This is a genomic window from Bradyrhizobium sp. 14AA (assembly GCF_054185205.1).
In genome coordinates this window covers 166968-189319 of the sequence record NZ_JAVAYM010000016.1, presented here as the reverse complement: position 1 = coordinate 189319, position 22352 = coordinate 166968, and the positions used below count along the sequence as shown (strand labels likewise).

At 65.8% G+C, this 22352-nt stretch carries 23 protein-coding genes; 14 read left to right on the top strand and 9 right to left on the bottom strand.

Translation table 11 applies throughout. The annotated features are described in order from the left end of the window. The first annotated feature begins 10 nt into the window (after positions 1-10). From xylB to RAD15_RS26815, 7 genes are all read left to right on the top strand, one after another. Positions 11-1465, top strand: coding sequence for a xylulokinase (gene xylB, locus RAD15_RS26845; RefSeq protein ID WP_458181208.1), 1455 nt, complete (start codon positions 11-13; stop codon positions 1463-1465). A gap of 1 nt (position 1466) precedes the next feature. Then, positions 1467-2789 (top strand): xylose isomerase, encoded by a 1323-nt coding sequence (gene xylA, locus RAD15_RS26840; RefSeq protein WP_458181207.1) that lies wholly within the window; start codon positions 1467-1469, stop codon positions 2787-2789. 12 nt (positions 2790-2801) lie between these two features. After that, positions 2802-3560, top strand: coding sequence for an ATP-binding cassette domain-containing protein (locus RAD15_RS26835; protein ID WP_458181206.1), 759 nt, complete (start codon positions 2802-2804; stop codon positions 3558-3560). Continuing rightward, positions 3560-4642 carry an ABC transporter permease gene (locus tag RAD15_RS26830; protein WP_458181205.1) on the top strand — a complete coding sequence of 361 codons (1083 nt, stop codon included), beginning with the start codon at positions 3560-3562 and terminating at the stop codon, positions 4640-4642. Before RAD15_RS26835 ends, RAD15_RS26830 begins: the two co-directional genes overlap by 1 nt. 94 nt (positions 4643-4736) lie before the next feature. Continuing rightward, on the top strand, positions 4737-5669 hold the full coding sequence (locus RAD15_RS26825) for a sugar-binding protein (protein WP_038973213.1): 933 nt from the start codon (positions 4737-4739) through the stop codon (positions 5667-5669). A gap of 107 nt (positions 5670-5776) precedes the next feature. Next, entirely contained in the window at positions 5777-6754 is a 978-nt protein-coding gene (locus RAD15_RS26820; RefSeq protein ID WP_458181204.1) for an aldo/keto reductase, read from the top strand. Between the two features lie 3 nt (positions 6755-6757). Continuing rightward, positions 6758-7600, top strand: a complete 843-nt coding sequence (locus RAD15_RS26815; RefSeq protein ID WP_458181203.1) for an amidohydrolase family protein — start codon at positions 6758-6760, stop codon at positions 7598-7600. A gap of 195 nt (positions 7601-7795) precedes the next feature. Here the strand turns inward: RAD15_RS26815 and RAD15_RS26810 are convergent, their stop codons facing one another. The 4 genes from RAD15_RS26810 to RAD15_RS26795 all read right to left on the bottom strand — a co-directional run bounded on the left by RAD15_RS26810 (position 7796) and on the right by RAD15_RS26795 (position 11362). Next, positions 7796-8161: a nuclear transport factor 2 family protein gene (locus tag RAD15_RS26810; protein ID WP_458181202.1), complete on the bottom strand. Its 366-nt coding sequence runs from the start codon at positions 8159-8161 to the stop codon at positions 7796-7798. A gap of 156 nt (positions 8162-8317) precedes the next feature. Continuing rightward, positions 8318-8668: a RidA family protein gene (locus RAD15_RS26805; RefSeq protein WP_458181201.1), complete on the bottom strand. Its 351-nt coding sequence runs from the start codon at positions 8666-8668 to the stop codon at positions 8318-8320. 114 nt (positions 8669-8782) lie between these two features. Further along, positions 8783-9700: an alpha/beta hydrolase family esterase gene (locus tag RAD15_RS26800; RefSeq protein WP_458181200.1), complete on the bottom strand. Its 918-nt coding sequence runs from the start codon at positions 9698-9700 to the stop codon at positions 8783-8785. 3 nt (positions 9701-9703) lie between these two features. Further along, positions 9704-11362, bottom strand: coding sequence for an FAD-binding dehydrogenase (locus tag RAD15_RS26795; protein ID WP_458181199.1), 1659 nt, complete (start codon positions 11360-11362; stop codon positions 9704-9706). A gap of 266 nt (positions 11363-11628) precedes the next feature. On the opposite strand from RAD15_RS26795, the gene RAD15_RS26790 reads away from it, so the two are divergent. The 5 genes from RAD15_RS26790 to RAD15_RS26770 all read left to right on the top strand — a co-directional run bounded on the left by RAD15_RS26790 (position 11629) and on the right by RAD15_RS26770 (position 16126). Beyond that, the gene (locus tag RAD15_RS26790) at positions 11629-12150 is read left to right on the top strand and encodes a hypothetical protein (protein ID WP_458181198.1); all 522 of its coding nucleotides are present in this window, start codon (positions 11629-11631) and stop codon (positions 12148-12150) included. Positions 12151-12278: 128 nt separating this feature from the next. Further along, positions 12279-12473, top strand: coding sequence for a hypothetical protein (locus RAD15_RS26785; RefSeq protein WP_458181197.1), 195 nt, complete (start codon positions 12279-12281; stop codon positions 12471-12473). Between the two features lie 24 nt (positions 12474-12497). Then, positions 12498-13088, top strand: coding sequence for an SCO family protein (locus RAD15_RS26780; RefSeq protein ID WP_458181196.1), 591 nt, complete (start codon positions 12498-12500; stop codon positions 13086-13088). A gap of 252 nt (positions 13089-13340) precedes the next feature. Further along, positions 13341-14288: a transporter substrate-binding domain-containing protein gene (locus RAD15_RS26775; protein ID WP_458181195.1), complete on the top strand. Its 948-nt coding sequence runs from the start codon at positions 13341-13343 to the stop codon at positions 14286-14288. Between the two features lie 194 nt (positions 14289-14482). Beyond that, a complete protein-coding gene (locus tag RAD15_RS26770) occupies positions 14483-16126 on the top strand; it encodes a lysine--tRNA ligase (protein WP_458181194.1) in 1644 nt (547 codons plus the stop codon). 273 nt (positions 16127-16399) lie between these two features. Here RAD15_RS26770 and RAD15_RS26765 read toward each other — a convergent pair whose 3' ends face one another. Together RAD15_RS26765 and RAD15_RS26760 are read right to left on the bottom strand one after the other, a co-directional pair. Then, complete coding sequence (locus RAD15_RS26765; protein ID WP_458181193.1) at positions 16400-17152, bottom strand: carbonic anhydrase; 753 nt, start codon at positions 17150-17152, stop codon at positions 16400-16402. Between the two features lie 90 nt (positions 17153-17242). Then, positions 17243-17896, bottom strand: a complete 654-nt coding sequence (locus tag RAD15_RS26760) for a S24 family peptidase (RefSeq protein WP_458181192.1) — start codon at positions 17894-17896, stop codon at positions 17243-17245. A gap of 292 nt (positions 17897-18188) precedes the next feature. On the opposite strand from RAD15_RS26760, the gene RAD15_RS26755 reads away from it, so the two are divergent. Beyond that, on the top strand, positions 18189-18533 hold the full coding sequence (locus tag RAD15_RS26755) for a DUF952 domain-containing protein (protein WP_458181191.1): 345 nt from the start codon (positions 18189-18191) through the stop codon (positions 18531-18533). Continuing rightward, complete coding sequence (locus RAD15_RS26750; protein WP_458181190.1) at positions 18530-19627, top strand: quinone-dependent dihydroorotate dehydrogenase; 1098 nt, start codon at positions 18530-18532, stop codon at positions 19625-19627. The genes RAD15_RS26755 and RAD15_RS26750 overlap by 4 nt, the downstream gene beginning before the upstream one ends. Before the next feature lie 74 nt (positions 19628-19701). Here RAD15_RS26750 and RAD15_RS26745 read toward each other — a convergent pair whose 3' ends face one another. From RAD15_RS26745 to RAD15_RS26735, 3 genes are read right to left on the bottom strand one after another with little or no spacing between them, the layout of a single operon-like run. Then, positions 19702-21027 carry an MATE family efflux transporter gene (locus tag RAD15_RS26745; protein WP_458181189.1) on the bottom strand — a complete coding sequence of 442 codons (1326 nt, stop codon included), beginning with the start codon at positions 21025-21027 and terminating at the stop codon, positions 19702-19704. A 1-nt stretch (position 21028) separates the two neighbouring features. After that, positions 21029-21763 carry an MBL fold metallo-hydrolase gene (locus RAD15_RS26740; protein ID WP_458181188.1) on the bottom strand — a complete coding sequence of 245 codons (735 nt, stop codon included), beginning with the start codon at positions 21761-21763 and terminating at the stop codon, positions 21029-21031. 22 nt (positions 21764-21785) lie between these two features. Further along, positions 21786-22091, bottom strand: a complete 306-nt coding sequence (locus RAD15_RS26735; protein ID WP_211402625.1) for a DUF6460 domain-containing protein — start codon at positions 22089-22091, stop codon at positions 21786-21788. Between the last annotated feature and the right edge of the window lie 261 nt (positions 22092-22352).

Sequence of the window (22352 nt, the reverse complement as noted above, 5' to 3'; positions counted from 1 at the left end):
GGAGGGTGGCGTGTATCTCGGACTGGACATCGGCACGTCCGGTGTGAAAGCGGTGCTCGTGAGCGAAGCCGGCGCGATTGTCGCGACGGCAGCGCGCGAGCTTGCGCTGTCGCATCCGGCGCCGCTGTGGTCCGAGCAGGATCCCGACGCCTGGGTCGATGCGGCGACCGGCGCGGTCGACGATCTCGCCGCCGGCCATCCCCGCGAGGTCGCGCAGGTCCGCGGCATCGGACTGTCAGGCCAGATGCATGGCGCGACGCTGCTCGGCGAGAACGGCCGGCCGCTGCGCCCCGCGATCCTCTGGAATGACGGCCGCTCGCAGGCCGAATGCGCCGAGCTTGAGCAGCGTTGCCCGTCGTTGCGCGCGATCGCCGGCAATCTCGCAATGCCCGGCTTCACCGCGCCAAAACTGCTCTGGGTCGCGCGGCATGAGCCGGAGATATTCGCGCGTATCGCAAAAGTGCTTCTGCCGAAGGCCTATGTCCGCTATCGGCTGACCGGCGAGATGGTCGAGGACATGTCGGATGCGGCCGGCACGCTGTGGCTCGACGTGGGGCAGCGCCGCTGGTCGGCGGCGCTGCTGCAAGCGACCGGCCTCGATCTCCACCACATGCCGCGCCTCGTCGAAGGCAGCGAGACGAGTGCGCTGCTCGCGCCGGACTACGCGCAACGCTGGGGCATGGCTGGGGATGTCGTGGTCGCCGGTGGCGCCGGCGACAACGCCGCGAGCGCGATCGGGCTCGGCGCGATCGCGCCCAGCGATGCCTTCCTGTCGCTCGGCACGTCCGGCGTCGTCTTCCGCGTCACCGACCGCTTCGCGCCGGCACCGGCTTCGGCGGTGCATGCGTTCTGCCATGCGCTGCCCGGTCTTTGGCACCAGATGGGCGTGATGCTGTCGGCCGCGGCCTCGTTGGCCTGGCTCTCCGGTGTGATGGAGACGTCGGCCGCAGCGCTGCTGGCGCCGCTCGGTGAGCGCGTCGATGCACCGAGCCCGATCAAATTCCTGCCCTATCTCGACGGCGAGCGCACGCCGCACAACGATGCCGCCGCGAGCGGCGCCTTCGTCGGCCTGCGCGCTGCGACCGGGCGCGGCCAGATCGTGCAGGCCGTGCTCGAAGGCGTCGCCTTCGCCGCGCGCGACAATCTGGCGGCGCTGAGCGCGGCGGGCGGGCCGATTGCCGAGCTCGATCTCGTCGGTGGCGGTTCGCGCTCGCCGCTGTGGGCGCAGATCTGCGCCGACGTGCTCGGCATTCCCGTTCACCGCGTCGAGGAAGGCGAGGTCGGCGCGGCGCTCGGCGCCGCCCGGCTCGGCCGGCTCGCCGTGACCGGCGAAGATGCCGCGGAGGTCTGTACCCGGCCGCGACGGCTCGCAAGCTTCATACCCCGCGCATCCGCTACGGGTGCCTATGACGAGGCCTATCGTCGGTGGCGCGAGCTTTATCCCGCCTTGAAGGAGTCTGCCTAAAGTGAACGCGTCAGCCAAATTCTTCGATGCCAGCGCGCCGGTCGCCTTCGGCGGCATGGATGCGGGAAACACGCATGCCTTCCGTTGGTATGACAAGGACCGCCTCGTGCAGGGCCGCAGGCTGGAGGATCATTTGCGCTTTGCGGTCTGCTACTGGCACTCGTTCTGCTGGCCGGGCGGCGATCCCTTCGGCGGCGAGACCTTTTTGCGCCCCTGGCACCACGGCACCGATGCGATGGCGCAGGCGCGCGCCAAGGCCGATGTCGCCTTCGAGCTGTTTCGGCTGCTGGACGTGCCGTTCTTTACCTTCCACGACGTCGATGCGGCGCCGGAAGGCGCTTCGCTCGGCGAATCCGTCGCCAATCTCAATGCGATTGCTGATATCTTCGAAGCGAAGATGGCCTCCGCCAAGGTGCGCCTGCTCTGGGGCACCGCCAACTTGTTCGCGCATCGCCGCTACATGGCGGGCGCCGCGACCAACCCGGACCCGGATGTTTTCGCCTACGCCGCCGGCCAGGTCCGCGCTGCGCTGGAGGTGACGCACCGGCTCGGCGGCCAGAACTATGTGCTGTGGGGCGGGCGCGAGGGTTATGAGACGCTGCTCAACACCGATCTCAAGCGCGAGCTCGACCAGCTCGGCCGCTTCATCTCGCTCGTCGTCGAGCACAAGCACAGAATTGGCTTCAAGGGCCCGATCCTGATCGAGCCGAAGCCGAAGGAGCCGACTAAGCATCAATACGACTTCGACGTCGCCACCTGCTACGGCTTCCTCGCGCGCTACGATCTCCTCAAGGACGTCAAGCTCAACATCGAGCAGAACCACGCTATCCTCGCCGGCCATTCCTTCCATCACGAGGTTGCGCTCGCCGAGGCGCTCGGCGTCTTCGGCTCGCTCGACGTCAACCGGGGCGACGATCTGCTCGGCTGGGATACCGACCAGTTCGCCATGAACGTGCCCGAGCTGGCGCTGGTGTTCCACGAGATCCTGAACCGCGGCGGCTTCACCTCGGGCGGACTCAATTTCGACGCAAAAATCCGCCGCCAGTCGATCGACCCGGACGATCTCATTCACGCCCATGTCGGCTCGATGGATGCCTGCGCGCGGGCGTTTCTTGCCGCTGCCGACATGGTCGATGCCGGCGTCCTCACCGCGCCGCTTGCGAAGCGTTACGACGGATGGTCCGGCCCCGAGGGCCGCGCCATTCTCGGTGGCCAGCGCTCGCTCGCCGATCTCGCCGACCGTGCCCTTCTTCCCGGCTTCGACCCGCAGCCGCGCTCGGGCCGGCAGGAATATCTGGAATCCCTGGTCAACCGCTACGTCTGAGGACGCCCGCTGATGACAAATGCTGGAACAACGCCGGTCCTCGAGCTCACCGGCATCGGCAAGGAGTTCGGCGCGATCCGCGCGCTGCACGGCGTCGACCTGCATGTCCTTCCTGGCGAGGTGGTCGGCCTGATGGGCGACAACGGCGCGGGCAAGTCGACGCTGGTCAAGATCATCGCCGGCAATTTCCGCCCGAGCCACGGCGAAATCCGCTTCGCCGGCCATGCGGTGCATTTCAACCGTCCCGTCGATGCCCGCGCCGTCGGCATCGAGGTCGTCTACCAGGACCTCGCGCTATCAGACAATCTGACGGCGGCCGCCAACGTGTTCCTCGGCCGCGAGCTCAAGCGCAAATTTGGCCCGATCGCATTGCTCGACCACAAGGCGATGGCGGCGCGTGCGCTGGAGCTGTTCGGCGAACTGCGCTCGGAGACCCGGCCCGACGATCTCGTCAAGCAGATGTCGGGCGGCCAGCGCCAGGCGGTCGCGATCGCGCGGACGCGGCTGTCCAATGCGCGGCTGGTGATGATGGACGAGCCGACCGCCGCGATCTCGGTCCGACAGGTCGAGCAGGTGCTTGGCCTGATCCATCGCCTCAAGGAGCAGGGCGTCGCCGTGATGCTGATCTCGCACCGCATGCCCGACGTGTTCGCCGTGTGCGACCGCGTCATCGTCATGCGCCGCGGCGAGAAGCGGGCCGACAAGCCGATCCACCAGACCTCGCCTGAGGAAGTCACCGCCCTCATCACCGGCGCGAAGGAGGCGGCGTGATGGCCATGCCCCTGGAATCACCCATCAGCTTCACCAATGTCGGCAAGATCAGATGGTGGCAGCGCGGCATCTTCGCCTCCCAGACCGGCTACGTGCTGCTCGCGCTGGCGGTGCTGCTGGTGATCATGCATTTCGCCAGCCCATACTTCTTCACCGAAGGCAACATGCAGAACGTGGCGAAGAACTTCTCGTTCATCGCCATCGCCACGCTCGGCGTCACCTTCGTCATCATCACCGGCGGCATCGACCTCTCGGTCGGCTCCATGATGTGCTTCTCCGCCATGATCACCTCCATGGTGATGACCGAGCTGTCGACGCCAGGCTCGCCGGCGGGCGCCCTGTTCGTGCACATGGCGGCCGACGGCAAGACGGTGCTCGCCAACGTGCCCGGCCTGATCCTGCTGATCTCGCTCCTCGCCGGCCTCGGCGTCGCGCTGATTGCCGGCCTCGTCAACGGCTTCTGCATCGCCGTGCTCGGCCTGTCGCCCTTCGTCACCACGCTCGGCATGCTCTCGATCGTGCGCGGGCTCGGCTACGTCGTCTCCAACGGGCGCGGCAGCTTCCCGGGCGGGCCGGATGCCGACTATTTCTATGCGCTCACTTCGGGCGACGTGCTCGGCGTGCCCGTGCCCTTCATCTATCTCGTGATCCTCGCGCTGGCGATGGCGGTGGTGCTGCACCACAGCGCGTTCGGCCGCCACGTCTTCGCGCTCGGCGGCAACGAGAAGGCAGCCGAGCTCACCGGCATTCCGGTGGTGCGGGTGAAGATCGAGGTCTACGTGATCTGCGCGCTCGCGGCAGGTCTCCAGGGCATCATCATCTCCGGCTGGCTCGGGTCGGCGCCGGCCAACATGGCGACGTCCTACGAACTCAATGTGATCGCGGCGGCCGTGATCGGCGGCGCCAATCTCGCCGGCGGCATCGGCGGACCGCTCGGGGCCATCGTCGGCTGCGTGCTGCTCGAGGTGATCCGCAACGGCCTCGTGCTGGCGCAGGTCTCCTCCTACTGGCAGCAGACGCTGGTGGGCGTGATCATCATCCTGGCCGTGCTGGTCGACCGCATCCGCTCGCGGATGACCTGACGTGAAATCATCTCGGGAAGGCAACGAAAATGCCGCCTGTCCGCTTCCCGGGCGCTTTCGAGAGGATGGGCACCAAACAAGGGTGGAGGAGATAATGAGGAAACTTCTTCTTGCCGGCATCGCCGTCGCAATGATGGCAACGCCGGCGTTGGCCGCGAACTACCGCTTCGTGATCGTGCCCAAGGCGATGAACAATCCGTTCTTCGATTTCGCACGCGACGGCTGCCTGAAGCGCGCCAAGGAGCTCGGCAACATCGAGTGCATCTACAAGGGGCCGGTCGAGCACGAGCCGGCGACGCAGGCCCAGATCATCCAGGACTTCGTCACCCAGAAGGTCGACGGCCTCGCCATCTCGGTCGCCGACGTCGCGGCCATGACCAAGTCGATCGAGGCGGCGACCGCGGCCGGCATCCCCGTCATCACCTTCGATGCCGATGCGCCGGGCTCCAAGCGCATCGCCTATATCGGCACCAACAACAAGGAGTTCGGCGTCGCGCTCGGCAAGCAGCTCGTGAAGATGCGGCCGGATGGCGGCAAATACGCGATGGTCTCCGGCGGCCCCGGCGCCAAGAATCTCGCCGAGCGCGTCGACGGCGTGCGCGAGGCGCTGAAGGGCTCGAAATGGACAGAGGTCGCGGGCTCCCCGACCTTCTGCAATGACGATCCGGCGCTGGCGGTGCAGCAGATGACGGATATGCGCACGGCTACGCCCGATCTCGCCGCCATCGTTCCGATCGGCGGCTGGCCGATGTTCGCTCCCGAAGGCTTCAAGGCGTTCGCCTCGAGGAACAAGAAGGACATCGATTCCGGCAAGTTCACGCTGGTCGTCGCCGATACGCTGAAGATGCAGCTCGAACTGCTGCGCGACGGCTATGCCAATGCGCTGGTCGGCCAGCGTCCGTTCGAGATGGGCGAGAAGGCGATGGACACGCTGCTCGCCATCAAGAAGGGCGAGAAGGTGCCGGAGATCGTCTACACCGGCCTCGATCTCGTGACCAAGGACAACGTCGCGCAGATGTTGAAATAGGAGCGCCCCCAGCCCCGCGCTCCTATGTGCCTCCCCCGCTTGCGATTTTCGCAAGCGGGGGAGATGATCTGGACGATTGGAATGAAAACTGTTGTAAGGCAATGGGAATGAAGCGCGCGCGGCTCGGCTCTCTCGACGTCACCTCGATCGGCCTCGGTTCCGCGCCGCTCGGCGGATTGTTCACCGCCGTCAGCGACGCCGACGCGCACGCGACGATCGAGCGGGCCTGGTCGCTTGGCGTCCGCTTCTTCGACACCGCGCCGCTCTACGGCTTCGGCCTTGCAGAACGCCGGCTCGGCGCGTTCCTGCGGCAACAGCCGCGTGACTCCTACGTCATCTCGACCAAGGTCGGCCGCCTGCTGCGCGCGCCCGATGGCGCTGCCGCCGAGGACGATTACTACAAGAGCGGGCAGCGCGAGCGGCCGGTGTTCGATTTCAGCCATGACGGCGTGATGCGCTCGGTCGAAGAGAGCCTGGTCCGCCTCGGGCTCGACCGCGTCGACGTCCTGCTGGTGCATGATCCCGACGATCACTATGACGAGGCCGTCACCGGCGCCTTCCGCGCGCTCCAGCGGCTGCGCAGCGAAGGCACGGTCAAGGCGATCGGCGCCGGCATGAACCAGTCGGAAATGCTGGCGCGCTTTGCCGACGCCGTGCCGGTCGACTGCTTCCTGCTGGCGGGCCGCTATACGCTGCTCGATCAGGGCGCGCTCGATGCGCTGTTTCCGGTCTGCCAGTCGAAGAGCATCGGCATCCTGCTCGGCGGCATCTACAACAGCGGCATTTTGGCCAATCCGCACACGAGCGCGAAGTTCAATTACCAGGACGCCGATGCGGCGCTCGTTACGCGCGCGCTCACGCTCGACGAGCTCTGCCGCAAGCACGGCACCGAGCTGAAGGCCGCCGCGCTGCAGTTCTGCATGGCCCATCTCGCCGTCACGGTCGCCGTGCTGGGCGCGCGCAACGCCGCCGAGGTCGCCGACAACATCGCGATGTCGGAGAGGGCGGTGCCGCCGACCTTCTGGCAGGATCTGCGCGCACGAAAGCTTGTCGACGCGCGGGCGCCGCTGCCCGGCGGAGCGTAAGGCATGATCATCGACGCTCACCAGCACTTCTGGGATCCGGCGCGCGCCGACTATCCCTGGATGGACGCGCCCGAGCTGACACCGATCCGCCGCGCCTTCGGTCCCGCCGATCTTGCGCCGTTGTTGATGGCGAACGGCATCGACGCCAGCATCGTGGTGCAGTGCCGCTCCGCGCTCGAGGAAACCGAGGAATTTTTGCGCATCGCGCATGCCACGCCCACTGTCATGGGTGTGGTCGGCTGGATCGATCTGACCGATGGTGCGCTCGTCGATACGCTCGATCGGCTGCGCGCATTGCCCGGCGGTGACAAGTTGGTCGGCATCCGCCACCAGGTCCACGACGAGACCGATCCCGACTGGCTGCTGCGCGAGGACGTCCAGCGCGGCCTTACCGCCGTGTTCGCCCGCAATCTCGCCTACGATTTCCTCGTCCGCACCCGCGAGCTGCCCGCCGCGATCGCAACCGCGCAGGCCTTCCCCAACGCGCGCTTCGTGCTCGACCATGCAGCAAAACCGCCGATCGCCGATGGCGCCAGCGACGAATGGTCCGAGCGCATCAAGGCGCTCGGGACTTGCGGCAATGTCTGGTGCAAGATCTCGGGCCTCGCGACGGAAGCGAAGTGGGACGATTGGGGCGCGGAGCGGCTGTTTCCGTTCGTTGAACACGCCGCAAAATGTTTTGGCGAAGATCGCCTGATCTTCGGCTCGGATTGGCCGGTGTGTCTGCTCGCGGGGAGCTATGGCGAGATCAAGAGCGCGCTTGAGGCGTGTCTGGCGAAGCTCGGTCCGAATGTTCGCGAGAAGGCGTTCGGTGTGAATGCAAAGGCTGCGTATCGGTTGGCTTAGTCGCAGTCCAGGTGCGCTCTCACCCTCTCCCCCCCTGTGGGAGAGGGTGGCTCGCCGCTAAGCGGCGAGACGGGTGAGGGGTCTCTCTCCGCGAGTGATCTCTTGCATGTGAGTTCGCTGACGCAACCCCTCATCCGGCGCTTCGCGCCACCTTCTCCCACAAGGGGAGAAGGGAAGAAAGGAGCACGCCCCCCCTCATGCCCCAGCGGGCACCTGATCCAGAAATCCTGTCACGCTCCTGATCCGTCCGTCCTTCAGCACGGCGAAATCCGTCCCCTTGATCGGGCTGTCGACGCCATCGGGGCCAAGCCCCCAGCTGAAACGCACATGGTCGCCATAGCCGTTGGGCTCGCCGATCAGCTTGAACCTGAAATCCGGAAAGCGCTGCTGCACGCCTGATATCAGTGCGTCGATGCCATCAGGGCCGTCGCCCTTCATCAGGGGATCGACATAGCTCGCATCCGCCGTCCAGTTCTCGCTGAGCAGCTCGCGACGGCGACCGGCGGCGCGCTCGTTCCAGAGTTCGATGTAGCGGCGGGCGATGGTGACGTGATCGGTCATGGGGCTCTCCTTCGATGGCGCCGTGTTCGGCTGTCCGGACTATCGAAGGATTGCGCGCGCGGATCGATTACCTCGAAGGTCATGCATCCGCAAAAAATGAAGCGCGATGATGGTCTCATCGCGCTTCAGATACTCGCTACAGTTCGCGTGCGAAAATTACTTCGCGGCCGTCACCATGATCTCGACGGTGTACTGCGGCGCCGCGAGCTTGGCTTCGACGGTCGCACGCGCGGGCGTGTTGCCCGACGAAACCCAGGCGTCCCACACCGCGTTCATCTCGCCGAACGTCTTCATGTCGGTGATGTAGATCGTGGCCGAGAGCAGCTTCGACTTGTCGGTGCCGGCCTTGGCGAGGTGGCCGTCGATGGTCGCCAGGATGTCCTGGGTCTGCTTCGTGACGCTTTCGCCGGCGGCCTTGTTGGCGACGACACCGGCGAGATAGACGGTGTTGCCGTGCACGACGACCTGGCTCATGCGCGGGCCGGTTTCAAAACGCTGAATGCTCATTGGGGATCTCCTGGTGGAATGGCGGCCCTGTCTAGCCCAGTGGCCTCAGCTCTGCCACCCCAGGCACGCATGCGTTGCCAGGCACGCATGCGTCGCCGGCGTTGCATGCGCGGCCTACGGAAACTGACTGAAGAACGTCCAGATCGTCTCGGCGCCGTCGATGTCGCTGTTTTGCGGCCCCAGCAGGCTTGTTGCGACCTTCGGGAAGCGGGCGTCCGGGGCAAATCCGGGCATGCGGTGACCGCCATGGTTGATGCGATAGAGCACGACGTCGTGTCCTCCGGGGCAGCGCGATGAGATCCGCGTCACCGTGGACTGGTCTACGGACGCTCGGTCGGGCAGTTCGGTCACGCCGGCGTCATCAGTCTCGCAGCCATTGAGCTTGCGCCAGAAGGCCAGCGTCTCCTCGGTCGACCAGAACCCGTCTGCGGCAAAATAGCTCGATCCGCGTCCGCCTTCGTAGGGCACCAGCGGGTCGGCCGTGCTGTTCATGAGCAGCATCGGCAGCGGTCGCGACGGATGGCAGGTGACCGCGGCCTCATCGGTGAGATTCATGACCACGCTCGCGCCCGCCGCAAACAGATCGGCGCGGGCGCAAACCAGCGTCATCGCCATGGCGCCACCATTGGAGACGCCGGCGACATAGATGCGCTTCGGATCGGCCGTGCCGTTCGCGATTTGCTTCTCGACGAGCTTTGCGATGAAGGCGACGTCGTCGGTGCCTTCCGGCGGGCCACGGAGCGCGGGTCCTGCCTTCGTCCGCGCGTCAGCCCAGGCATGGTTGAGGCCATCGGGAAAAACCACGGCAAAGCCTTCACGCTTTGCGACCTGCGGCCACGCCGTTCGCGCGACCATGTCGGCGCCGCGCTGGGTCTTGCCGTGCAGCACGACCACGAGCGGCGCCGGCTTCTTCGCCGGCAGCTGCGCCGTGTAGGAGCGCTTCACGCCGTCGACGTCGATGGTGTCGGCGGATGCGGCGGAGGCGGCAGTCAATGCCGCGACAAGCGCTCCGATCTGCATCCACCGCCGCATGGTCTATCCCACTGCTTTCGCTGCCGCGCGCCCCGCATTGCGGCCGGAGAACAGGCAGCCGCCGAGGAAGGTGCCTTCGAGCGAGCGATAGCCGTGCACGCCGCCGCCGCCAAAGCCGGCTGCCTCGCCGACCGCATAGAGGCCGGGAATGACGCTGCCCTCCTCGCCGAACACGCGCGAGTCCAGATCGGTCTCGAAGCCGCCCAGCGTCTTGCGGGTGAGGATGTTGAGCTTGACCGCGATGAGCGGACCCTGCGCGGGATCGAGGATGCGATGCGGGGCCGCGGTGCGGATCAGCCTGTCGCCGATATAGCGCCGCGCATTGTGGATGTTCATCACCTGCGCGTCCTTGACGTAGGGGTTGGCGATCTCGCGGTCGCGCGCCTCGATCTGCATCCTGATGTGCTCGAGCTTGAGGAGGTCGCTGCCGGTGAGCTTGTTCATGGCGGCGACGAGATCCTCGATCTTGTCCTTCACGATGAAGTCGACACCATGGCTTTTGAACGCCTCGACCGGCGCCGGCGCGCCCTTGTTGGTCGCGCGGCGCAAGGTCATGAGCCAGCTCTTGCCGGTCAGATCAGGGTTCTGCTCCGAGCCCGACAGCGCAAACTCCTTCTTGATGATGCTCTGGGTCAGGACGAACCAGGAATAATCATAGCCGGTCGACATGATGTATTTGAGCTGGCCGAGCGTGTCGGAGCCCGGGAACAGCGGCGCCGGCAGCCGCGTGCCCGTGGCGTCGAACCACATCGAGGAGGGGCCGGGCAGGATGCGGATGCCGTGGCGCGGCCAGATCGGTGACCAGTTCTGGATGCCCTCGACGTAGTGCCACATGCGGTCGCGGTTGATCAGCCGCGCGCCGGCCTTCTCCGTGATGCCGATCATGCGGCCGTCGACATGTTCGGGCACGCCGGAGATCATGAATTTCGGGGGCTCGCCGAGCCGCTTCGGCCAGTTCTGCCGCACCAGCTCGTGATTGCCGCCGATGCCGCCGGACGCCACGATCACGGCCTGTGCCTTCAGCGCGAACTCGCCGACCACGTTGCGCGAGGAGCTCTTGCCGCGCTCGATCGTGTCGGGCGCGAGGACGGCGCCGCTGACCCCTTCCACCGTGCCGTTGGTGATGGAGAGCGCATCGACCCGATGACGGAACCGGAAGCTCAGCCGTCCGCTCTTCATCGCCTCGCGCGCGCGGCGCTCGAACGGCTCGACGATGCCGGGTCCGGTGCCCCAGGTGACGTGGAAGCGCGGCACCGAATTGCCGTGCCCCATCGCGTCATAGCCGCCGCGTTCGGCCCAGCCCACGACGGGAAAGATGCGATGGCCCATCGCGCGCAGCCAGTCGCGCTTCTCGCCGGCCGCGAACGCCACATAGGCCTCGGCCCATTGCCGCGGCCAGAAATCCTCGTCGCGGTCGAAGCCGGCGGTGCCGAGCCAGTCCTGGAGCGCGAGCTCGTAGGAATCCTTGATGCCGAGCCGGCGCTGCTCCGGTGAATCGACCAGGAACAATCCGCCGAACGACCAGAACGCCTGGCCGCCGATCGACTGCTCGCCCTCCTGGTCCACCACGATCACGCGCTTGCCGGCGTCGGCGATCTCGGTTGCGGCGACGAGGCCCGATAGTCCTGCGCCGACAACGATGACGTCAGTCTCGTCAGCCATGTGTTTCCCCCTCCATCGGTTCCCCCCTGTAGTCGCCCGGGATTGAAGCCAGCGCTGGCAACTGAGATCAAGGGCGTGGCGCGTAAGACATCGTTAACTTGTTCCACTTTGGGATAGAGACCGGCCGAGTGCAGCGCGGACGCAACACTGGATTTGAATTTGTTTTGAGTCAGCCGCTCTGCCTAGACAAAACCTTGGTTACGACGGACGCTAGCCGTGCATCACCACCTGACACGCAGATTCGAATTCGACCGGGGCGGGGGACAATGAAGTTTCTGACGGGGTTGCTTGCGGCGGTTCTCCTGATCGCGGGCATGGGGGCTTCTCACGCGGTGGTTCGGATCGCGGATGACCGCGGTGGCCGGATTGGAACCTACGTCGACAGATATCAGGACCTCAGGCAATCCGGCGAAACCGTCATCATCGACGGCCTCTGCGCGTCCGCCTGCACCATCGTCCTCGGCGCCATTCCACATGACCGCATCTGCGTGACCTCGAGTGCGACGCTCGGCTTCCACGCCGCCTGGGATTTCGGCACCAACGGCCGGGCCGTCACCAACTCCGAGGCGACCCAGATGCTCTACGCGATGTATCCGTCGCAGGTGAAACGCTGGATCATGCAGCGCGGCGGCCTCACCCCGCACATGCTCTTCCTGAAGGGCAAGCAGCTCCAGGCCATGTACAAGCCCTGCTACATGGACGCGCAGGCCTCGGCGATCAAGCCGTCGCGCCGGCCCCTCCCGCAAGCGGACCAGCTCGAGTCCGCCCGCGGCCAGCTCCTCCACTGATAGTCCAGGCCTGACGGGATCGTTCTGGCCCGCCGGCGGCGCCTTACCCGCTGGCGGCGCCTTGCCCGCACGCGGGCCAAAGCTTATCTGAAGGCCAGGGAACCGGGGCCTTCGCCCCGATCGTTGTCATGGCTCAACCACTGCACCCGGCCCATCCGATACAGGACAATTCGCCCACTGCCGGCCGGCTGCCGACCGTGCTCCTGTTGGCCGGCGCAGGGCTCGGCGGTCTGGTCGTGATCGGTGCGCTGGCGCTCTGGTTCCATTACGGCAGCCAGGTGTTCTTCGAGATGGTCAGGACCGGTTTCGCCGCCTGCTTTTGACCCGCGACAGGAAGTTTTTCGCTCATGAGCTCCACCGCCCGTCCGCTGGTGATCGCAGCCGCCTTCGCCGCAAGCCTCATCGTCGGGCTCCTGATCATGTTCTGGGCCATGGGCGGGGTCAGCAAGGTGGCGCAGCCGGCCGCGATCGGCGGCCCGTTCCAGCTCACTGACCAGAACGGCAAGGCCGTCACCGACAAGAGCCTGAAGGGCAAGCCGACCCTGATTTTCTTCGGCTACACCCATTGCCCCGACGTCTGCCCGACCTCGCTGTTCGAGATCTCGGAGGTGCTGCGCGCGATGGGCAAGGAGGCCGACAAGGTCAATGCCGTCTTCATCTCGGTCGACCCCGAGCGCGATACGCCGGCGACCATGAAGGACTATCTGTCGAGCTTCGACCCGCATCTCGAAGGCCTCAGCGGCGATCCCGCCGAGACCGCCAAGGTGATCACGTCCTACCGGGTCTACGCCAAGAAGGTCCCGACCAAGGACGGCGACTACACCATGGACCACACCGCGCTGATCTACCTGATGGACCGCGACGGAAGGTTCGTCTCGCCGTTCAACCTGAAGCGGACCCCGGAAGAGGCGGCGACGGAGCTGAAGCGGTATCTCTGAGGGGCGGATTTAGGCGCAGCGCTTCCACATCGTCATGGCCGGCATAGCCGTCCGAAGGACGGCGTCGCCTCCGCTCGCCTATGTCCCGGCCATCCACGTTCTTGGCCGGGGGTGAAAGTTCGTGGATGCCCGGGACAAGCCCGGGCATGACGGCTGAGGGACCTTTACCCATCCCACATTCCGCGCTCGCGTTCCCGGCGGGATGGTCTATAAGGCCCTCCGATCCCAACGAAATTCGTTCATTTTCGGCCGATGGCTCCATCGCAACAGGCGAAATCGTCCAAATCTGCCCGTCGGCTCCTGACCGGGCTGGTCGCCGGCGCCTGCCTGTTCGCGGGCCTGACCAGCGCCGAGGCGCAGGCGCCAGCGAAGCGGCCCCCGGCGGCGCCCCAAGGGACTCAACAGGCCACGCCTCAGGTCGCGCCGCAGGCGGCTCCGCAGGCCGTGCCCGGCTTCTGGGACCCACGGCGGCGGCCGGAGCGGCCGGACCTGTCGCGCCTGACCGTGATCCGCTTCCTGACCGAAACCGACTATCCGCCGTTCAACTACACCGGCGCCGATGGCAACCCGGCCGGCTTCAACGTCGATCTCGCCCGCGCGCTGTGCGAGGAGATCAAGGTCACCTGCACGGTGCAGATGCGGCGCTTCGAGACGCTGGTCGACGCGCTCTCCTCCAACCGGGGCGATGCCATCATCGCTTCGATGGCGGTGAGCCCGCAGCTGCGCGCCCGGGTCGACTTCACCGATCCCTATTACCGCGTGCCGGCGCGCTTCGCCTCGCGCAAGGACGCGGTGATGCCGGAGATCCGGCCCGAATATCTCGAGGGCAAGAAGGTCGGCGCCATCGCCGGCTCCGCGCATGAAGCCTACCTGAAGGCGATGTTCACCGACGCCGAGCTGCACCCCTATCCCAACGACGACGCGATGCGCGCCGCCCTTCGCAAGGGCGAGGTCGATTTCATCTTCGGCGACGCCATCTCGCTGGCGTTCTGGATCAACGGCACCGATTCCGGTGATTGCTGCGCCTTCTCCGGCGGCCCCTTCGTCGAGAGCCGCTTCTTCGGCGAAGGCATCGGCATCGCCGTCCGCAAGGGCAATGACGTGCTGCGCCAGGCCCTGAACTGGGCGCTGTTTCGCGTCTGGGAAAAAGGCCGCTACACCGATCTGTGGCTGCGCTATTTTTCGGTGAGCCCGTTCTGATCGTTTCACCTCGTCGCGCTCGCGGCGAGCGAACTACCGTAGGGTGGGCAAAGGCGCGTCAGCGCCGTGCCCACGTCTTCAAGAATGGTGGGCACGCTTCGCTTTGCCCACCCTACGATTCCGCGATAGTTGCGCCGCAACTTTTGCATTCTGCCCGGAAATCGCTATTTTCCGCGGCCCGGAGGCCCTTCTTGATGTCCGTTATCGATCCCAACATGAGCCCGAGCGACCTGCGTGCGCTCGCCGAACAATCCAACGCCTGGCCGTTCGAGCAGGCGAAGGCCATTGTCGCGCGGCTGAAGAAAAGCCCGAAGGACGAGGTGCTGTTCGAGACCGGCTACGGCCCGTCGGGCCTGCCGCATATCGGCACGTTCGGCGAGGTCGCGCGCACCTCGATGGTGCGCCATGCCTTCCGCGTGCTCACCGAGGACAAGATCAAGACGCGCCTCTTGGCGTTCTCCGACGACATGGACGGGTTTCGCAAAGTGCCCGACAACGTCCCCAACAAGGAGATGCTGGCCGCGCATCTCGGCAAGCCGCTGACGCGGGTGCCGGATCCGTTCTCCAACGAGTATCCGTCGTTCGGTGCGCACAACAACGCGCGCTTGCGCGCGTTCCTGGATCATTTCGGCTTCGACTACGAGTTCGCGAGCTCGACCGATTATTATACGTCCGGCCGCTTCGACGCGACGCTGCTGAAGATGCTCGCCGCCTACGACAAGGTGATGGCGATCATCCTGCCGACGCTCGGCCCCGATCGCCGCGCCACCTATTCGCCGTTCCTCCCGATCAGCAAGACCACCGGAATCGTGCTGCAGGTGCCGATGATCCGCCGCGACGTCGCGGCCGGCACGGTCACCTATGTCGACCCCGATACCAACCAGGAAGTCGAGACGCCCGTCACCGGCGGAAATGTGAAATGCCAGTGGAAGGCCGACTGGGCGATGCGCTGGGTCGCGCTCGGCGTCGACTATGAGATGGCCGGCAAGGATCTGATCGATTCCGTGAAGCTGTCCGGCGCGATCGCGAAGGCGCTCGGCGCCACGCCGCCCGAAGGTTTCAACTACGAGCTCTTCCTCGACGAGAAGGGCCAGAAGATATCGAAGTCGAAGGGCAACGGTCTCACCATCGACGAATGGCTGCGCTACGCCTCGCCGGAATCGCTGTCGCTGTTCATGTATCGCGAGCCGAAGGCGGCCAAGCGGCTGTATTTCGACGTCATCCCGCGCAACGTCGACGACTATCAGCAATTCATCGACGGTTTCGCCAAGCAGGACGGCAAGCAGCAGCTCGGCAATCCGGTCTGGCACCTCCACAACGGCAAGCCGCCGCAGGGCGACATGCCCGTCACGTTCCAGCTCCTGCTGACGCTGGTGTCGTCGTCGAACGCGGAGAATGCCGAGACGCTGTGGGGTTTCATCGGCCGCTACCGTCCCGGCGTGAGCCCGCAGACGCATCCCAGGCTCGATGCGATGGTCGGCTACGCCATCAACTATTATCGCGATTTCGTTGCGCCGACGAAGACGTTCCGCGTGCCCACCGACACCGAGCGCGCGGCGTTGCAGGATCTGCGCGATGCGCTGTCGCAGTTGGCGCAGGACGCAACGCCAGAGGATATCCAGAACGTCGTCTACGAGATCGGCCGCCGCGAGCCGTTCCTCGACCAGGTCAAGAAGGGCAAGGACGGCCGCCCCGGCGTCACGCTCGACTGGTTCAATATGCTGTACCAGGTCCTGCTCGGCCAGGAGAAGGGCCCGCGCTTCGGCTCCTTCGTCGCGGTGTACGGCGTGCAGAATGCGGTCAACATGATCGACGGCGCGCTGGCGCGGAGCGCGTGAGATAGGCGTAGCCCGACGAAAAGTCGTAGCCCGGATGAGCGAAGCGATATCCGGGATGCCTCAACAAAGGTCCCGGATGTCGCTGCGCTCATCCGGGCTACGGACTTGCGTTGTAGGCGCAACTCATTCTCCCAACGTCGTCCTGGCGAAAGCCAGGACCCATAACCACCGTCGGGTGTGGTTATGGGGACTCGGAGTTGTCAGCTCGCGCCACGACTTGCACTTGGGGTAATGGGTCCTGGCCTTCGCCAGGACGACAGCGATATTCCCCGCTCAAATCGACCTTAGCACGTAGCGCCGGTTGTCCTTCTGCACCGGGCGCGCATTCATCGGATAGAGTTTTGCGAACGCGGCGACATCGGCGGCCGACACCTGGATCGGGTCGGTCAGCAGCAGCCATTCCACCACCTCCGAGCAGGGCGGCGTCGTCAGCGAACCGGGATAGCGGTAATAGCTGAGCTTCGGCGGCAGCATGGCGAGCGGATCGATGCCCGCGTCGACCTTCACCGCGGGGCCTTCCGCTGCCGGCATGGTCTTGACGATCTTGCTGAAGGCCGCGTTCGGTTTGCCTTCTGCCATCAGCACGCCGACCACGGCGAGCCCGCCGGCATCGTTGCGATGGACGAAATGCGCCTCCATCGGGAAATTCTTGCCGCCGATCATGTGCTCGCTCGGCCGGTGGAAGTGCACCTGGAGCAGCTTGTACTTGACGTCGCCGAGCATCAGCGTGCTGCCCTCGGCGAAGTTGAGCTGGATCGTGTGCCCGTTGTTGACGATGGTGTCGGCGCTCTTGCCCCAGCTCAGCTTCAGCGCGGGCAGTTGCGATTTGACGGCCGACTCGATGTCGATCGGGGATTGTTGCAGGCCGACCGCGCAGGCCTTGTTGGCCGCGTCGAGATCGCCCCATTTGGCCGGGGCGCCGGCGCCCTCGTAGCTCCAATGCGCGCCTTCGGCGGCGAAGGCCGGCTTGCAGAGCGGACAAAGCGCAAGACCCGCCAGGGCCTTCAATGCGTGGCGGCGATTCATCGTATTCCCCCAGAGATGAATTGGATCGGCAATCGGCGCGCAACCTAGGCGAGAGGGGTGCTGAGTCGCAATGGCAATCGCGTGTTGAATCTATTGGCTCGCCCATACGATCCGCGCGATCCAGGCGACCTCGCTCGCCGCGATCGTGCGCTCGGCCTGCGAGGCATCGAGCGGTTGCAAGTCCAGCGCCTTTGCCGTGCGCCGCTTCAGGGTTGCGACCGTCACCTCGCCCGCTTTGGTCTTCACCACCACGCGATCGCCCTTGCGGATCGACGCGCCCGGCGAGACCAGGATGATGTCGCCGGCCCGGTAAGTCGGCGCGTGCGCATCGCCGGAAATCTCCAGCGCGAAGGTGCGGCTGTCCTCGGTGGTGGGAAACGCGATTTCGGTCCAGCCCTTGCCGGCTGGAAGGCCGGCCTCGTCGAAAGCGCCGCTGGCGCCGGCGAGGGCGAAGCCGAGCAGCGGTACCGTGCGGCCGTCGCCTGAATTGTCGTCGATCAGCCGCGCGAAGCTGTCGATCGAGGAGTCGGCCGCCGCCAGCGCCTTTGCGATCGATTCGGTCGATGGCCAGCGCTCGCGGCCGTCCGAGGTGACCCGCTTGGACCGGTTGAAGGTGGTGGGATCGAGCCCGGCGCGCTTGGCAAGGCCGGACGGCGACAGCCCGGCGCGCGCCGCCAGCCGATCCAGCGCGACCCAGATCTGGTCGTGAGTCAGCATCCTCTGTGCTTTGGCCTGCCTGACCATGGAAGGTCCAGTCCGTCGCAGCTCAGGAAAACTATCCTCAAATCAACCGGTTTTCCGTTTTTCGCGCAAGGGGTGGCGAGGGGGGTTTTCAGGTGAAGCGGATACCGGCTCGTGCAAGGAAAACGCGCCAAAACAGGAATTCAGGGCCCCATTCCGATTTCTTCGGAACGGATATGGCTCTAAGTCTTGAGTTCGGCAGGGGCGGCCTTTACGGTCGCGCCCGGGTTTTCAGGGACCCGCAACAGACGAAAAAACCCAAAAGACTCAAAGAGCAAACAGGGCTGCGTAAGCGGTGGTCAAGATCTACAAAATCTGTCCGGCCTCGGCCTGGCGCGAGGCGGAACGGCAGGGTGTCTACCGCGGCAGCGCGGACGACGAGCGCGATGGCTTCATCCATTTCTCGACCGCGACCCAGGTTCCCGAGACCTTGCGCAAGCACTATGTCGGGCAACGCGCGCTGTTCCTGGTCGAGGTCGACGGCGACGCGCTCGGCACCGAGCTGCGCTGGGAGCGCTCGCGCAATGACGAGCTGTTTCCGCATCTCTATGGCGAGCTCGATCTCGGTGCTGTGATCGCGGTGATGAACCTCAACATTCGCGCCGACGGCAGTCACGACGTTCCGGAGCTGTTGCCGTGATCCGCGCTTTCGACGCCTTCTCGCTGCCGGTGCTGCGCTGGCTCGACCCGGAGGACGCGCATCGCCTGGCGATCCAGGGCTTGCGCTTCCTGCCGCCGATCAAGCCGCGCGCCGACGATCCCAAGCTTGCGGTACGCGCCTTCGGTCTCAACTTTCCCAATCCGGTCGGCATGGCCGCGGGTTTCGACAAGAGCGCGGAGGTGCCGGATGCGCTGCTGCGGCTCGGCTTCGGATTCGTCGAGATTGGTTCGGTGACGCCCAAGCCGCAGGCCGGCAATCCGCGGCCGCGGCTGTTTCGTCTGGAACGCGACGAGGCCGTCATCAACCGCATGGGTTTCAACAATGACGGCGCGGACGTCGCGCTGCGCCGGCTTGCCGCGCGCGCGCAGCATGGCGGCATCGTCGGCGTCAATGTCGGCGCCAACAAGGACTCGCCGGACCGCGTCGCCGACTACGTCAAGCTGATCGAGACCTTTGCGCCGGTTGCGAGCTATTTCACCGTCAACGTCTCCTCGCCGAACACGCCGGGCTTGCGCAATTTGCAGGAAGGCGCGCTGCTCGACGACCTCCTCGCGCACGTGATCGACGCGCGCGAGCGGGTGCGGCAGAAGGCCGGCGACACGCCGGTGCTGCTCAAGATCGCGCCGGATCTGAGCCTCGCCCAGCTCGACGACGTCGTGCAGGTCGCGCGCTCGCGCCGGGTCGACGGCATGATCGTGTCGAACACGACCATCGCGCGGCCGAGCACGCTACGCGAGGAGATGCGCGCCAAGGAGCAGGGCGGGCTGTCCGGCCGGCCGCTGTTCCGCCTGTCGACGCGCATGGTCGCGGAGACCTATGTGCGCGTCGAGGGCGCATTCCCCCTGATCGGCGTCGGAGGCGTGGATTCCGGCGGTGCCGCGCTGACGAAGATCCGTGCCGGCGCGAGCCTGATCCAGCTCTATTCGTCGCTGATCTACAAGGGCCTCGGCCTCGTCGACGAGATCAAGCGCGACCTCACCTCGACGCTGCTGCGCACGGGTCGGGACTCGCTCGCCGACATCGTCGGCGCGGATGCCGCGACGCTGACCGCGGAAGACTGGCCGGGGATGTAAGGCGGTCTCGTGCCTCGGACGCAACGCAGCGCGCCGAATTCGGCGTGGTGCGCTGCAGAGCCGGGACACGAGAGCTACGGCTTGGCGAACGTCGCCCGATACAGCGCCGGATAGCGCGCGCCCTGCAAGCCGCCGCGGGCGACGTAGAACGCGATCAGCGCGCACCACAACCCGGCATTGCCGAACGATTGCAGCGCCCACCAGATGCCGAGGAAGATCGCGAGCGAGGCCAGCATCAGATTGCGCATCTCGCGCGCCCAGGTGGCGCCGACATAGATGCCGTCGAAGCCGAAGGCGAACACGCCGGGCATCGGTGCGAGCACGATGAACGGCAGGAAGTCGCGCGCGGCGCGGCGGACGTCCTCACTCGCCGTCATGACATTGATCAGCGACGTCCCGAACAATGCGAACAGCACCGCGACGACCATCGCGAAACCGAGTCCCCACGCGAGCACCAGCCGCGTCGAATCGGCGAAACCCTTTGCATCGCGCGCGCCAAAAGTGCGGCCGCAGAGTTGCTGGGCCGCATTGGCGAGACCGTCGAGGAAGAAGGCGCTGACCAGGAGGAAGTTGTTCAGCACGGAATTCGCCGCCAGCGTGACGTCGCCGGCGCGCGCGCCCTTGGCGGTGAAGAACATGAACACGGCGATCAGCGCCGCGGTGCGGATCATGATGTCGGAGTTCACCGCGAGCAGCCGCATCAGTTTTGTGCGATCGAACAGCTGCGCGCGGGGAACGGCGAAGCCGCCATCCGCATAGCGGCGGCAGACGATCACGCCGAGCACGAAACCTGTTGTCTCCGACAACAGCGCGGCGATCGCTGCGCCCGCGATCCCGGTATCGTAGACCAGTACCAGCAGGATCGTCGCGATCATGTTGATGAGGTTGATGACGACCTGGAGCAGCAGTGCCGGATTGGCGCGGGCCTGACCGACCAGCCAGCCGAGAATCACATAGTTGGCGAAGGCGAACGGCGAGGACCAGATCCGGATCATGAAATAGGTCTTGGCGGCGCGCGTCACGCCCTCGCTGCCGCCCATCAGGTCGAACACCACCGTGGTCAGCGGCAATTGCAGCGCAATCAGCGCGACCCCGATCAGGCCTGCGAGGATGAAGCCGCGCATCAGGATCGCAGTCGACTCGCGCCCCTCGCCCGCACCCATCGCCTGGGCGGTGAAGGCGAGAGTGCTCATGCGCAGGAAGCCGAACAGCCAGAACAGGCAATCGAAGATCACGGAGGCCATCGCGACGCCGCCGAGCAGCGCGGCATCGTCGAGCCGTCCGATCGCTGTGGTCGAGACCACGCCGATCAGCGGTGTGGTGAGGTTCGCGACCATCGCGGGACCCGCGATGGCGAACACCTGTCGGGAGCCGATCTTGAGGGGGACGGGCGCGTGCATGTCAGAACACGAGCACCATGCCGTCTTCGGCGGCGAGGTGCGCGATGTCTTCCAAACGCGACAGCACGTCCTCGCTCATATGGGTGAGGACGAGCCGTTTTGCGCCGATGGCTGCCAAGTGCGGTTCCAAGGTCTTCAGGCTGAGGTGGTTCTTGACCACCTTCTCGTACATATAGGCTTCCGCAATGAAAAGGTCCGCGCCATGCGCCAGCGGAATGAGCGCCTCCGTCCATTCGGTATCGGCGCTGTAGGCGAGCGTGCGGCCCTCGGTCTCGACGCGGTAGGCGAGGAAAGGACCGCCGGATTCGCCGTGCACGACCGGGTAGGGCGTCACATTTACCGAACCGAACGTTTGGCTTTGCCCGGGTGCGAGTTCGATAACGTTCAGCTCGAAGCGCTGCCTGGTTTTGGAGGAGTGCTCGAACAGAGCCTCCATCACCTCACGCAGCCGCGTCTCGATGCCTTGCGGGCCGGCGATCGTCAGCGGCCGCGTTCGCCGCGAGAACTGGGCGTCGAGCAGGAGGAACGGCAGTCCGGCAAAATGGTCGCCGTGGAAATGCGTGATCAGGATCAGATCGATGTCGTCGCACGCGATCTCGAGCCGCTTCAGCGCCGGCAGGGCCGACGCGCCGCAATCGATCAGGAAGTTTGCCGTGCGTCCCGAGATATGGAAGCAGGTGTTGAGCCTGCCGCCCGAGCCGAAGGCGTCGCCGCAGCCGACAAAGCGTAATTGCATCGGCTGCGCAACTCCTTGGCGTTCAGCGGCCGCGCGGCGCGCCGAACACGCGCGAGAGCAGCCAGATCGGGATCACGATGACCGCGCCGAGCAGGAAGTAGCGCCACAGCCAGTTCACGGCATCGAAGCCGAGATCCCACAGACGCTGGAACAAGAGGCGAATGCTGTGGATGATGTTCCAGGGATCGAAGCCGATTGCGGCCAGCACCACGCCGACCAGGATCGAGAGCAGGACCAGGCGAAACGCGACCGCCAGCGGCGAGCCGCCGAGAAAGCGGTTCAGCCCGTCGCTGCGGCCGGCCGGCAAATCTCTGACGTCTTGGACCATCTCAAACTCCTTGGCGGATTCGACCCCATTATAGGGCACGGCGTGGCACATGGGGAACCCGCAACCGGGCGTCAATCGGGTTACGGGAGTTTAATTCGGGCAAAGCGGGCAGAGCTTCGATTGTGGCGCGCTGCTGACCGCGGGCTTCCAACCTCTCCCGCTTGCGGGGAGGTCGGCGCGTAGCACCGGGTGGGGCTCTCTCCTCGGGGGAATCCCAATGCGGAGGCACCCTCTCCCCAACCCTCTCCCGCAAGCGGGAGA

What these genes read in the sequence shown, in the direction of transcription:
- RAD15_RS26815 (WP_458181203.1), top strand. Translation starts at nt 6,758, where the DNA reads ATGATCATCGACGCTCACCAGCACTTCTGGGATCCGGCGCGCGCCGAC.
- RAD15_RS26810 (WP_458181202.1), bottom strand. Translation starts at nt 8,161, where the DNA reads ATGACCGATCACGTCACCATCGCCCGCCGCTACATCGAACTCTGGAAC.
- RAD15_RS26760 (WP_458181192.1), bottom strand. Translation starts at nt 17,896, where the DNA reads ATGGTCAGGCAGGCCAAAGCACAGAGGATGCTGACTCACGACCAGATC.
- RAD15_RS26780 (WP_458181196.1), top strand. Translation starts at nt 12,498, where the DNA reads ATGAGCTCCACCGCCCGTCCGCTGGTGATCGCAGCCGCCTTCGCCGCA.
- RAD15_RS26795 (WP_458181199.1), bottom strand. Translation starts at nt 11,362, where the DNA reads ATGGCTGACGAGACTGACGTCATCGTTGTCGGCGCAGGACTATCGGGC.
- RAD15_RS26790 (WP_458181198.1), top strand. Translation starts at nt 11,629, where the DNA reads ATGAAGTTTCTGACGGGGTTGCTTGCGGCGGTTCTCCTGATCGCGGGC.
- RAD15_RS26835 (WP_458181206.1), top strand. Translation starts at nt 2,802, where the DNA reads ATGACAAATGCTGGAACAACGCCGGTCCTCGAGCTCACCGGCATCGGC.
- RAD15_RS26820 (WP_458181204.1), top strand. Translation starts at nt 5,777, where the DNA reads ATGAAGCGCGCGCGGCTCGGCTCTCTCGACGTCACCTCGATCGGCCTC.
- RAD15_RS26800 (WP_458181200.1), bottom strand. Translation starts at nt 9,700, where the DNA reads ATGCGGCGGTGGATGCAGATCGGAGCGCTTGTCGCGGCATTGACTGCC.
- RAD15_RS26825 (WP_038973213.1), top strand. Translation starts at nt 4,737, where the DNA reads ATGAGGAAACTTCTTCTTGCCGGCATCGCCGTCGCAATGATGGCAACG.
- RAD15_RS26785 (WP_458181197.1), top strand. Translation starts at nt 12,279, where the DNA reads ATGGCTCAACCACTGCACCCGGCCCATCCGATACAGGACAATTCGCCC.
- RAD15_RS26805 (WP_458181201.1), bottom strand. Translation starts at nt 8,668, where the DNA reads ATGAGCATTCAGCGTTTTGAAACCGGCCCGCGCATGAGCCAGGTCGTC.
- RAD15_RS26830 (WP_458181205.1), top strand. Translation starts at nt 3,560, where the DNA reads ATGGCCATGCCCCTGGAATCACCCATCAGCTTCACCAATGTCGGCAAG.
- RAD15_RS26770 (WP_458181194.1), top strand. Translation starts at nt 14,483, where the DNA reads ATGTCCGTTATCGATCCCAACATGAGCCCGAGCGACCTGCGTGCGCTC.
- RAD15_RS26765 (WP_458181193.1), bottom strand. Translation starts at nt 17,152, where the DNA reads ATGAATCGCCGCCACGCATTGAAGGCCCTGGCGGGTCTTGCGCTTTGT.
- RAD15_RS26745 (WP_458181189.1), bottom strand. Translation starts at nt 21,027, where the DNA reads ATGCACGCGCCCGTCCCCCTCAAGATCGGCTCCCGACAGGTGTTCGCC.
- RAD15_RS26735 (WP_211402625.1), bottom strand. Translation starts at nt 22,091, where the DNA reads ATGGTCCAAGACGTCAGAGATTTGCCGGCCGGCCGCAGCGACGGGCTG.
- RAD15_RS26775 (WP_458181195.1), top strand. Translation starts at nt 13,341, where the DNA reads ATGGCTCCATCGCAACAGGCGAAATCGTCCAAATCTGCCCGTCGGCTC.
- RAD15_RS26740 (WP_458181188.1), bottom strand. Translation starts at nt 21,763, where the DNA reads ATGCAATTACGCTTTGTCGGCTGCGGCGACGCCTTCGGCTCGGGCGGC.